The sequence below is a fragment of the Streptomyces sp. NPDC001002 genome (assembly GCF_053599215.1).
In genome coordinates, this window is record NZ_JBSFLV010000078.1 from 34409 (window position 1) to 45532 (window position 11124).

Below are 11124 nucleotides of genomic sequence, written 5' to 3' on the forward strand. Positions count from 1 at the left end.
CCTGCCCTCTGGGATTCTTGAGCCATGATCGACACCCTGGACATCGACCTCAGACCGGTGGTCGCGGAACAGCCCGACCCGGTGCTGTTCGCGACCGTCTCCGGCGCCCACCTCTACGGCTTCCCGTCCCGCGACTCCGACGTGGACCTGCGAGGCGTCCACCTGCTGCCCACGGCCGCGCTGGTGGGCCTGCGCGAGCCCGATGAGACCCGCTCCCGGATGTGGGACCGGGACGGCGTCGAGATGGACCTCGTCACCCACGACCTGCGCAAGTTCGTACGGCTGATGCTGCGGCGCAACGGCTATGTGCTGGAGCAGCTGCTCTCGCCCCTCGTCGTGCACACCACCGACGCGCACCGCGAACTGGTCGCGCTCGCCCCCGACGTCCTCACCGGTCATCACGCCCACCACTACCGGGGGTTCGCGGTGACGCAGTGGCGGCTGTTCGAGAAGACCGGCGAACTCAAACCGCTGCTCTACACCTTCCGCGCCCTGCTGACCGGCGTGCACCTCATGCGCAGCGGCGAGGTGCAGGCCCATCTGCCCACGCTGCTCGGCGAGGTGGACGCGCCCGCCTACCTGCCGGAGCTGATCGCCGCGAAGGCGGAACGGGAGCACGGGGACGCCGACGTCGACCACGCACGCGTGCGGGCCGACGTGGAGCGGCTGCACGGCGTGCTCGACGCGGCGCAGGAGGCCTCGGCGCTACCCGACGCGCCCGTCGCCCACGACGTCCTGCACGACTTCGTCGTACGGGTCCGGCTGGCGGGCTGAGGCGCGCCGGACGCGGACCAGGAAGGCCTCGACGCGGGCCCGGTCCGGCTCCTCGGGGAGCGGGCTGCGGTGCAGGGCCTCGTCGGCCTCGGCCGCCAGGTGGTTCATCCGCGCCTCGACTTCGGACCAGGAGACCTCGCCGCGCTTGACCGCGAGCAACGGTTCGCGTCCGTCGCCCACGTCGAGCGTGAGGGCGCCCGTGCGCAGCAGGTCGCGGGCGCTCGCCAGCAGGCGCAGGAGGTGCATCGCGTGCTTCCAGCGCGGGGCGCCGTGCGTACGGATGTCGCCCTCCAGCTTCTTGCGCTGACCGAGCGCGTAGCGCGTGAACGTCTCATGGACCTGGCGGGAGAGGAACGCCCCGCGCAGGGCGAGGAGTTCACGGCCCGTGGCGTCGACGTACTCGACGAGCGGGGAGTGCAGGCACTCCAGGATGTTCGGGTTCGCGCGCAGTGCCAGCTCGCAGAAGCGCTCCAGCTCCCAGCTGAACTGTTCGGGCGCCGGGCCCTCGACATGGGTCGGCGGCTTCTCGAAGCGCCAGAACAGGGGAGTGGGGGCGAGGAAGATGCCCCGGCGGTCGGTGTCGCTGCCCTCCGTAGCCAGACCGAAGGCCCGCGACCCCATCACGCACGCGTAGACGGTGTGGTCGCGGACCAGGGCCTCGGGGGACGGGGTCGGTGACAGGGCAGGTGACAGGCCGGTTGGCAGGCCGGGTGACTGGCTGGTCATGGACGGGACAGTACGGGGACCGTCACGCCAGGGTGATCGAATTTCCCTCCACCTTGATCTGCTCCGCGGGCAGCGGCGACGGCGCCGGGCCCCCTGCCACCGAACCGTCCGCGATCTTGAACTTGCTGCCGTGGCACGGGCAGTCGATGGTGCCGTCGGCGACCTTGGTCACCGTGCAGCCCTGGTGGGTGCAGATCGCCGAGAAGGCCTTGAAGTCGCCCTTCGCGGGCTGGGTGACCACGACCTTCTCGTCCTTGAAGATCTTGCCGCCGCCGACCGGGATGTCGGTCGTCTTCGCCAACTCCTGTCCGCTGGAGGCCTTCACGTCCGAGGATCCGGAGTCACCTTCGTCGCCGTACTTGCTGCACCCCACGGCGAGCGCCGAGGCGCCCGTCGCGAGGAGGACCGTGCGGCGCGTCGAGCGATGGGTCATGTCGTCACTCCGAAAGTGCGGAAGAACCAGAGGGCGGACGTCAGCCAGATGACGGTCAGCGCGGTGAACACCAGCCCGCCGACGAGCGGCAGCAGCCAGCCGGGCAGCCGCTCCGAGCGAAGCAGCAGCATCTTGGCACTGAACGCACCGAAGAAGAAGCAACCCAGGATGGAGTGCCACAAAACGCGCGGTTCGTACGTCTGATAGCCCAGCGCGTACAGACAGTGCACGGCGACCGGGACCGCCACGAGGAACGCGATCCGGCCCGACCAGCGGTGCAGGGTCGCCGACCAGCTCGGGCCCGGCAGCTTGCCGTACACCATGAACGCGGAGACCAGCTGGACGAGTGCGAAGAAGAACGCGGTCGTCGCGAGCCACGACTTCACCGCGGACGTGCTGCTGAACCCGGCGAGGTTGAAGGCGGTCCCGGCCGGATCGTGGACCTTGCCGTACGCCCCGAGGCCGATGGCCACGGCAGCGGCGACCAGGGCGGGGATCAGATAGCGGGCGGCGCCGGAGGCACGGCGGGGCGGCTCCGGCTGGAAAAACTGCGTGGCGGCGTTCGGGTCGACGGTCATGGTCGGCTCCCTGGGCGGACGATGGTGTCGCGGACGGGGTGTCAGGGGATGACGGGGCGTGCCGTGAGCTGCTGTCCGTCGACCGTCACCGCACCGGTCTCCGGGTCGATGGGAGGTGCGGCCGAGGGGTCCTCGTCGCGGGTGACGATGCCGACCTGCCGGCCGCCCGGCAGGACGATCCAGCCGCCGTCGACCTTGGCGCCGCGCACCGTGGCGGTCGCCCGGTACAGGCCGCCCGGCTTCTTGGCCTTGTCCGCGGTGAAGGCGTAGTGCCCGCCGCCGACGTCGACCGTGCCGCGGATCCGCTTGCCCTCCTTGAGCGTGCCGGTCAGGGAGTCGCCGTTCTTCCCGGTCAGCCGCATGCTCCCGTCGTCCTTGACGTCGCCCTTCAGCCACGACTCCTTGCTGCGGCCGTCGCAGAAGTACGCGACCGCCTTGCCGTCGTTCACGGCGACGGCGACCGCGGACGAGTCGTCGTCGGTCCGGCCGGCGTAGTCGGCGTTCGGGACGGGCACCCGGGTCCGGGTCGGCGAGGGGCTCGGCGACTGCGCGGGCTTGCTGGGCGAGGGCGACGGCGACACCGAAGCGGCGGGCGGCTGCTCCTTCTTCGTGGACGAGACGTTCTTCGTCCCCGTCGTCGCGTTGAGCGACAGCATGAACACAGCGAGCAGGAGTCCCGCGAGCATGGTCAGCAGCGGTCCTGGACGTTTCATCGAAGCCCTCCCCCGAGGCGAGTTTCCTGCCATCAGAGCGGACCGGCGCCCCCGGCGTAAAGAGGCGCACAGGGGCGTCTCTCGCCAAGTAGCGAAATTGGGTCAATTCGGTGACATTGAGCAGAGTTCGAGGCCGGGCCCGAACAGTGCCCGGCCCTTCGCGAAAGGCGTGATCATGGCGGGTAACGATCTGGGCGGTCTGTTGGGCGGGCTCCTCGGCGGCGGCCAGGGCAGCGGCGGCTCCGCCGGCTCCGGCGCGGGCATCCTCGGCGCCCTGCTCTCGGCCCTCGGCGGCGCCCAGGGCGGCGGCAGCGGCTCCAATCCGCTGGGCGGGCTGCTGGACATGCTGACGAAGTCCGGCCTCGCCCAGCAGAAGGACTCCTGGGTCGGCACCGGCAGCAACGAGTCCGTGACCGGCGCCCAGATCCAGCAGGCGCTGCCCGACGAGACCCTCGACCAGGTCGCCCGGCAGAACGGCGTCACCCCGGACGAGGCCGCCGACCAGCTTGCCCAGGTGCTGCCGACGGCCGTCGACAAACTGACCCCGAACGGGCAGGTGCCGGCCTCGCTGGAGGACCTGGTGAAGCAGCAGCGGCTGTGAGGCGGTGAATGCGGGGCGCGGTGCCTCGGAAGACGTCCGCAGGGCTCCGGGCCCGTCTCAGCGGGCGGGCGCCGCGCCCCGGTGTCGGTGGGGCTGACTACGCTGGACGAGGGAAGAGTCGAGCCGTTAGCAAGGAGCTGAGCCGTGGCGGTACGAGCGGTCCGGGGAGCCGTCCAACTGGAACGGGACGAGGCCGGGCACATGGACGAGCAGGTCGGCGCCCTGCTCACCGCCGTCCTGGAGCGCAACGGCCTGAGCGCCGAGGACCTGATAAGCATCTGGTTCACGGCCACGCCCGACCTGCACAGCGACTTCCCGGCGGCCGCCGCCCGCAAGCTCGGCATCACCGACGTACCGCTGATCTGCGCCCAGGAACTCGACATCCAGGGCGCCATGCCCCGCGTGGTCCGCATCCTGGCGCACATCGAGTCCGACCGGGCCCGTGCCGACATCGCGCACGTGTACCTCGGCGCCGCGGCCGCCCTGCGCAAGGACATCGCCCAGTGAGAACCGCACTCGTCATCGGCACCGGCCTCATCGGTACCTCCGCCGCGCTCGCCCTGTCCCAGCGGGGCGTCGTCGTCCACCTCGCCGACCACGACCCCGAGCAGGCCCGCACGGCCGCCGCCCTGGGCGCCGGCACCGACCAGGCGCCCGAGGGCCCGGTCGACCTCGCGATCGTCGCCGCGCCGCCGGCCCATGTCGCCACCGTGCTGGCCGACGCCATGCGCCGGGGCGTGGCCCGCGGCTACATCGACGTCGCCAGCGTCAAGGGCGGCCCGCGCCGCGAGCTGGAGGCGCTGGGCCTGGACCTCTCGGCGTACATCGGCACGCACCCCATGTCCGGCCGCGAGAAGTCCGGCCCGCTGGCCGCGACCGGCGATCTCTTCGAGGGCCGCCCCTGGGTGCTGACCCCGACCCGGGACACCGACACCGAGGTGCTGAACCTCGCGCTGGAGCTGGTCTCGCACTGCCGTGCCGTGCCGGTCGTCATGGACGCCGACGCCCACGACCGCGCCGTCGCACTCGTCTCCCACATGCCCCACCTGGTGTCCAGCATGGTCGCCGCGCGGCTGGAGAACGCCGAGGAGGCGGCCGTACGGCTGTGTGGGCAGGGCATCCGGGACGTGACCCGGATCGCCGCCTCCGACCCCGCGATGTGGATCGACATCCTCTCCGCGAACCCGGGACCCGTCGCCGACCTGCTCACCGACGTGGCCGGCGACCTGGAGGAGACGGTGCAGGCCCTGCGCGCCCTGCAGTCCGCCGACGAGGCCAAGCGCGTCGAGGGCACCTCCGGCATCCAGGACGTCCTGCGGCGGGGCAACGCCGGTCAGGTCCGGGTCCCCGGCAAGCACGGGACGGCGCCGCGGTCCTACGAGGTCGTGGCCGTCCTCATCGACGACCAGCCGGGCCAGCTGGCCCGCATCTTCGCGGACGCCGGCCGGGCCGGGGTCAACATCGAGGACGTACGCATCGAGCACGCCACCGGACAGCAGGCGGGTCTGGTGCAGCTGATGGTGGAGCCGCAGGCGGCGCCGGTCCTCACGGCGTCGCTGCGGGAGCGGGGCTGGGCGATCCGGCAGTAAGCCCCCCGGGATCCGGTAGCAAGCCCCCCGGGATCCGGCAGTGATCCCCTCCCCGGGATCCGGCGGTGATCGCGCCGATCGTTCGCTCCTGAGGGGTCGATCGGCCGCCTGTAAGAGGGGACCCGGGAAGCCAGTAACCTTGTGCGGGGCACTTTCGTGCCCCGCACACCACTCACCGCACCGCACCAGGAAGGTGTCCCCCTGTGGAAAACGGCGCCGCCCCGACCGCCCAGGCCGTGATTGTCGCCATCGACGGCCCCGCCGGCACGGGCAAGTCGAGCACGTCGAAGGCCGTCGCCGCACAGCTCGGCCTGAGCTACCTGGACACGGGCGCCCAGTACCGGGCGATCACCTGGTGGATGGTGACCAACGGGATCGACATCGACGACCCGACGGCGATCGCCGCGGTGACCGGCAAGCCCGAGATCGTCTCCGGCACCGACCCGGCGGAGCCGACGATCACGGTCGACGGCGTCGACGTGGCCGGCCCGATCCGCACCCAGGAGGTCTCCTCCAAGGTCAGCGCGGTCAGCGCGGTGCCCGAGGTGCGGGCCAGGATCACCGAGCTGCAGCGGGCCGTGGCGGCGAGCGCGGAGCGGGGCATCGTCGTCGAGGGCCGGGACATCGGTACGACCGTACTGCCCGACGCCGATCTGAAGGTCTTCCTCACCGCCTCCCCGGAGGCCCGCGCCGCCCGGCGCAGCGGCGAGCTCAAGGGCGCCGACGTCAACGCCACCCGTGAGGCCCTGATCAAGCGGGACGCGGCCGACTCCACCCGGAAGACCTCGCCGCTCGCCAAGGCGGACGACGCGGTCGAGGTGGACACCACCGAGCTCACCCTGGCGCAGGTCATCGAGTGTGTCGTCACCCTCGTCGAGGAGAAGCGGGCCGGGAAGTGACCAGGCCCAAAGCCGCCTCCGAGCGGGGAGCCGAGGTCGGCCGGCGCATCGGCGTCGGCCTGATGCACGGGCTGTGGAAGCCGCGTGTGCTCGGCGCCTGGAAGGTGCCCGCGACCGGCCCGGTGATCTTCGCCGTCAACCACTCGCACAACATCGACGGCCCGATGGTCATGGGCGTGGCACCCCGGCCGACGCACTTCCTGATCAAGCAGGAGGCGTTCATCGGCCCGCTCGACCCGTTCCTGACGGGCATCGGGCAGCTCAAGGTGGACCGCTCCACCGCCGACCGCACCGCGATCACCCGGGCGCTGGACGTCCTGGCGGCCGGCGGAGTGCTCGGCATCTTCCCCGAGGGCAGCCGGGGCGAGGGCGACTTCGCCTCCCTGCGCGCCGGGCTCGCCTACTTCGCGGTGCGCGGCGACGCCCCGATCGTGCCCATCGCGGTGCTGGGAAGTTCGGAGCGGCGCGGACGGTTGATAAAGGGGCTGCCTCCGCTGCGCAGCCGTATCGACGTCGTCTTCGGCGACCCCTTCGAGGCGGGCGACGGCAGCGGACGACGTACACGCCGGGCGCTGGACGAGGCGACCGAGCGCATCCAGAAGCAGCTCACCGCGCACCTGGAAAACGCCAGGCGGCTGACCGGCCGCTAGGCGACACTGAGTAGTGGATCAAACCGGCGAAACCGGTCGGTCCACCGATCACCACGATGAACGAGGTACGGACTTCATGAACGACCACATCCCCTCCGACGGCCCGGGCGAGGAGCACGAGCACGGAGCCCTCGGCGACGCCGAGTACGCGGAGTTCATGGAGCTCGCCGCGGTCGAGGGCTTCGACCCGGAGGACGTCGAGGGCGCGATCGAGGCGGCCGGACACGGCCCGCTGCCGGTCCTCGCCGTCGTCGGCCGCCCGAACGTCGGCAAGTCGACGCTCGTCAACCGCATCATCGGGCGACGGGAAGCCGTCGTAGAGGACAAGCCCGGTGTCACCCGCGACCGTGTCACGTACGAGGCCGAGTGGGCCGGGCGCCGCTTCAAGGTCGTCGACACCGGCGGCTGGGAGCAGGACGTCCTCGGCATCGACGCGTCCGTGGCCGCGCAGGCCGAGTACGCGATCGAGGCCGCCGACGCCGTCGTGTTCGTCGTCGACGCCAAGGTCGGCGCGACCGACACCGACGAAGCGGTCGTACGACTGCTGCGCAAGGCCGGCAAGCCCGTCGTGCTGGCCGCCAACAAGGTCGACGGCCTCAGCGGCGAGTCCGACGCGGCCTACCTGTGGTCCCTGGGCCTCGGCGAGCCGCACCCCGTCTCCGCGCTGCACGGCCGCGGCACCGGCGACATGCTGGACGCCGTCCTGGAGGCCCTGCCGGAGGCGCCCGAGCAGACCTTCGGCACCGCGGTCGGCGGTCCCCGCCGGATCGCGCTGATCGGCCGCCCGAACGTCGGCAAGTCCTCGCTGCTGAACAAGGTCGCGGGCGAGGAGCGCGTCGTCGTCAACGAGATCGCGGGCACCACCCGTGACCCGGTCGACGAGCTGATCGAACTCGGCGGTATCACCTGGAAGTTCGTCGACACCGCGGGCATCCGCAAGCGCGTCCACCTCCAGCAGGGCGCCGACTACTACGCCTCGCTGCGCACCGCGGCCGCCGTCGAGAAGGCCGAGGTCGCGGTCATCCTGATCGACGCCTCCGAGTCCATCTCGATCCAGGACCAGCGCATCGTCACCATGGCCGTGGAGGCGGGGCGCGCGATCGTGCTCGCCTTCAACAAGTGGGACACCCTCGACGAGGAGCGGCGCTACTACCTGGAGCGCGAGATCGAGACCGAGCTCGGCCAGGTCGCGTGGGCGCCCCGGGTGAACGTCTCGGCGCGCACAGGGCGGCACATGGAGAAGCTGGTCCCGGGCATCGAGACCGCCCTGGCCGGCTGGGAGACCCGCGTCCCGACGGGCCGGCTGAACGCCTTCCTCGGTGAGCTGGTCGCCGCCCACCCGCACCCGATCCGCGGCGGCAAGCAGCCCCGCATCCTCTTCGGCACCCAGGCCGGCACCAAGCCCCCGCGGTTCGTGTTCTTCGCCTCCGGCTTCATCGAGGCGGGCTACCGGCGCTTCATCGAACGCCGCCTGCGCGAGGAGTTCGGCTTCGACGGCACGCCGATCCACATCTCGGTGCGGGTGCGCGAGAAGCGCGGCAAGAAGAAGTAGCTCCACGGCCGGACAGGCGTACGGCAAGGGAAAGGGCGACCCCGATCGGGGTCGCCCTTTCCCTTGCCGCCGAACTCAGTGACCCGGTGGCAGTGCCGCCGGCACGTGGTGCATCCGCGTGCCCTGCTGGCCGACCTGACCGATCTGCCCCACGCGCTGCCACTGCGACTGCTGCCGGGCGCTGTAGGCCCCCGCGCTGTAGGCGCTGTACGAGCTGCTGAACGACCCCGGCCGGTGTCCGCCGTACGCACCCGTACTGTGCGGGATGTTGCCGAAGGCGGTGAAGCCCAGTTCCTCCTCGCCGCTGCGGTCGCCCGGCAGTGTGCGGAAGGACTTGACGTACTCGGCATAGAGCGCGTCGTAGATCGGCGTGGCCGATGGGCCGCTCAGGTAGTCCTGGGCCGACCGCGCGGACGGGATCGGCTGATAGGACTGGCGGCGTGGAACGTCGTATGCGTACACGTATGTCCAAACGACACCGACTGGTCAGGGATGCGGTTGTGCGGTCGGCCTTTTAGGGGCGGGACCTCACGTGCCCGCGAGCGGCATGGCCACCGCGACCAGCTTGCCGTTCGCCGCCGCCTTGTCGATCGCGTCCCGGAGCAGGTCCTCCCGGGGCTGGCGGCCGATCGAGCCCACCGGTGCGGCGAACATCAGCACCTGCTGGTGCTTGTTCGCGGCGGCCCGCCAGCTCTCCGTCACCTGCAGCGGCTGGTGCGCCTGCCACCAGGCCACCGGCTGCCCGCCGTTGGTGCTGGGCTGCAGCACCGCGTGCAGCTGGCCCACCGCGAGCAGCACCGACCAGCCGTGCAGCACCGGCGGCACCTCGGTCAGCTCCGTGAGCGGCATGAAGCCCTGCTCGATGAGGAGCGGCAGGAAGTCGTCGCCGGAACCGGTCGTGCCGGGGCGCGCGATGGGCGCGGTCGGCTCGACGACCAGGGCCGGGTGCAACTCCCCGGCGATCAGGACGAGTCCGCTGGTGATGCCGAGCACGGCCTGCTCGGGCACGATCTTCTCCGGCTCCAGGTCCACCGTGTCCCCGGAGATGGACTTCACGGCGCCGCGGAGCTGCTCCTCGGTGACCTGGACGACCTGCGAGGGCAGACAGGTGGAGTGGGCGAAGGCGAGGACGGCGGTCTCGTCGCCGATGAACAGGACGGTGCTGGTGCGCTCCTGTTCGGAGTCGCCCGGGGTGCGGCAGGACGTGCAGTCGTAGCTGCCGGGGGCGTTCTCTCCGGCGAGCAGCCGGTCGGCTTCTTCGTCGCCGATCTCGGCGCGTACCTCGTCGCTGACGTCGAGCATGCGCGGCACGGGTGGCTCCCTCAGGATGTGGTGCCCGGTGGGTCCCGGGCTCATGAAGAAGACAACGGAGGATCTGTGGCGGGAGTCACGCCCCAGGGCGAACGGAATCGACCCATCCAGCGCGGAGGGTCACCGCTCGTGCGGAATCGGGCACTCACCGTCAATTCCTTGGAAATCAAAGGAAGTTGGTTGGGTGAACTGAGTCACAGGGCGTCCGGGGTACTGGTCGACAAATCATGAAATCGGCGAATGAAGTGGGTGTCCGAAAATAGCCGATACCCGCGGTAACGGCGAACTGGCCTGGAATGACAAGGAGTTGGTTGATACCAACCGGCCCGGCTCCTTAGATTCCTCGGCCGTGTGCACAGAGCACCGCTCGGGTACGTCCGCCGACCGCACCAAGCCAGCAGAATCCAGCACCATCCCCGAGGCGGACGGGGTGGAACGCGCCAACCGCGCCCCAGTGCACGGAACGCGTACCGCCTTGGGGGACCCCGGGTTTGTGGAGAGGGATTCACATGTCCGAATGTGTTGATACCAACCGTCCGACCCGCAAGCGCACGACGGCGGTCCTCGCCGGAGCGGCTCTGCTCGCCCCGCTCGGACTGCTCGCCGCGACCGGCAACGCCGCGGCGGCGGACGGGGGAGTGTGGGACCGCATCGCCCAGTGCGAGAGCGGCGGCAACTGGCACATCAACACCGGCAACAGCTACTACGGCGGGCTCCAGTTCTCCGCCAGTACCTGGCGCGCGTACGGCGGCACGGCCTACGCGCCGACCGCCGACAAGGCCTCCAGGGAACAGCAGATCGCTGTCGCCACCAAGGTCCAGAAGGCCCAGGGCTGGGGCGCCTGGCCGACCTGCTCGACCCGGGCCGGAGCGTACGGCGGCGCACCCGCCGCGGGTTCACCGGCCACCAAGTCGACGCCGAAGTCGACGTCCGAGTCGGCCGGCGGGTCGAACTCCGGCTCCAGCACCGAGTCCACCGCGGCGAAGCCGGCGAAGAAGCCGGCGCGTCCGTCGAGCCACCCGGCCCGCGGCGCCTCGCGCGGTGACTACACCGTCCGCCAGGGCGACACGCTCAGCAAGATCGCCGCTCGGCACGGGACCACCTGGCAGCGGCTGTACGCGGCCAACAAGGCCGTCATCGGGGCCGATCCAGATCTGATCGTGCCCGGCCAGCGACTCACGTTCTGATCCGATCACGGATCACGCGTCAGGCATCAAGCATCAGGCATCAGGGGTCCCGTCCGGTCTGCCGACCGGGCGGGGCGACCCGAAGGTCCCCGACACCTGCACGGCGACCGT

General features: G+C 71.1%; 14 protein-coding genes. 8 read left to right on the forward strand and 6 right to left on the reverse strand.

Features of this window, described 5'->3' with window-relative positions:
- Positions 1–24: 24 nt before the first annotated feature.
- Positions 25–774 carry a nucleotidyltransferase domain-containing protein gene (locus ACWDR3_RS30165; RefSeq protein WP_450355730.1) on the forward strand — a complete coding sequence of 250 codons (750 nt, stop codon included), beginning with the start codon at positions 25–27 and terminating at the stop codon, positions 772–774.
- Here ACWDR3_RS30165 and ACWDR3_RS30170 read toward each other — a convergent pair.
- From ACWDR3_RS30170 to ACWDR3_RS30185, 4 genes are read right to left on the reverse strand one after another with little or no spacing between them, the layout of a single operon-like run.
- Complete coding sequence (locus tag ACWDR3_RS30170) at positions 706–1500, reverse strand: nucleotidyltransferase domain-containing protein (RefSeq protein WP_450355731.1); 795 nt, start codon at positions 1498–1500, stop codon at positions 706–708. The two genes, ACWDR3_RS30165 and ACWDR3_RS30170, sit on opposite strands and share 69 nt — an antisense overlap.
- 22 nt (positions 1501–1522) lie before the next feature.
- Positions 1523–1933, reverse strand: coding sequence for a Rieske (2Fe-2S) protein (locus ACWDR3_RS30175; protein WP_450355732.1), 411 nt, complete (start codon positions 1931–1933; stop codon positions 1523–1525).
- Positions 1930–2511 carry a DUF6529 family protein gene (locus ACWDR3_RS30180; protein WP_450355733.1) on the reverse strand — a complete coding sequence of 194 codons (582 nt, stop codon included), beginning with the start codon at positions 2509–2511 and terminating at the stop codon, positions 1930–1932. Before ACWDR3_RS30180 ends, ACWDR3_RS30175 begins: the two co-directional genes overlap by 4 nt.
- Positions 2512–2552: 41 nt before the next feature.
- Positions 2553–3224 (reverse strand): hypothetical protein, encoded by a 672-nt coding sequence (locus tag ACWDR3_RS30185; RefSeq protein WP_450355734.1) that lies wholly within the window; start codon positions 3222–3224, stop codon positions 2553–2555.
- 97 nt (positions 3225–3321) lie between these two features.
- Here ACWDR3_RS30185 and ACWDR3_RS30190 point away from each other — a divergent pair, with 97 nt between their 5' ends.
- From ACWDR3_RS30190 to der, 6 genes are all read left to right on the forward strand, one after another.
- On the forward strand, positions 3322–3825 hold the full coding sequence (locus ACWDR3_RS30190) for a YidB family protein (RefSeq protein ID WP_450355735.1): 504 nt from the start codon (positions 3322–3324) through the stop codon (positions 3823–3825).
- A 144-nt stretch (positions 3826–3969) separates the two neighbouring features.
- Complete coding sequence (aroH, locus tag ACWDR3_RS30195) at positions 3970–4332, forward strand: chorismate mutase (protein ID WP_124002491.1); 363 nt, start codon at positions 3970–3972, stop codon at positions 4330–4332.
- Positions 4329–5414 (forward strand): prephenate dehydrogenase, encoded by a 1086-nt coding sequence (locus ACWDR3_RS30200; RefSeq protein WP_450355736.1) that lies wholly within the window; start codon positions 4329–4331, stop codon positions 5412–5414. The genes aroH and ACWDR3_RS30200 overlap by 4 nt, the downstream gene beginning before the upstream one ends.
- 203 nt (positions 5415–5617) lie before the next feature.
- Positions 5618–6313: a (d)CMP kinase gene (gene cmk, locus ACWDR3_RS30205; RefSeq protein WP_450355737.1), complete on the forward strand. Its 696-nt coding sequence runs from the start codon at positions 5618–5620 to the stop codon at positions 6311–6313.
- A gap of 62 nt (positions 6314–6375) precedes the next feature.
- The gene (locus ACWDR3_RS30210; RefSeq protein WP_450355746.1) at positions 6376–6963 is read left to right on the forward strand and encodes a lysophospholipid acyltransferase family protein; all 588 of its coding nucleotides are present in this window, start codon (positions 6376–6378) and stop codon (positions 6961–6963) included.
- Positions 6964–7039: 76 nt separating this feature from the next.
- Entirely contained in the window at positions 7040–8515 is a 1476-nt protein-coding gene (der, locus tag ACWDR3_RS30215) for a ribosome biogenesis GTPase Der (RefSeq protein ID WP_450355738.1), read from the forward strand.
- 75 nt (positions 8516–8590) lie between these two features.
- Here der and ACWDR3_RS30220 read toward each other — a convergent pair whose 3' ends face one another.
- A complete protein-coding gene (locus ACWDR3_RS30220) occupies positions 8591–8977 on the reverse strand; it encodes a hypothetical protein (RefSeq protein WP_450355739.1) in 387 nt (128 codons plus the stop codon).
- 66 nt (positions 8978–9043) lie between these two features.
- Positions 9044–9826, reverse strand: coding sequence for a hypothetical protein (locus ACWDR3_RS30225; protein WP_450355740.1), 783 nt, complete (start codon positions 9824–9826; stop codon positions 9044–9046).
- A 509-nt stretch (positions 9827–10335) separates the two neighbouring features.
- Between ACWDR3_RS30225 and ACWDR3_RS30230 the strand changes: the two genes are divergently transcribed.
- The gene (locus ACWDR3_RS30230) at positions 10336–11013 is read left to right on the forward strand and encodes a LysM peptidoglycan-binding domain-containing protein (protein WP_450355741.1); all 678 of its coding nucleotides are present in this window, start codon (positions 10336–10338) and stop codon (positions 11011–11013) included.
- Positions 11014–11124 lie beyond the last annotated feature (111 nt).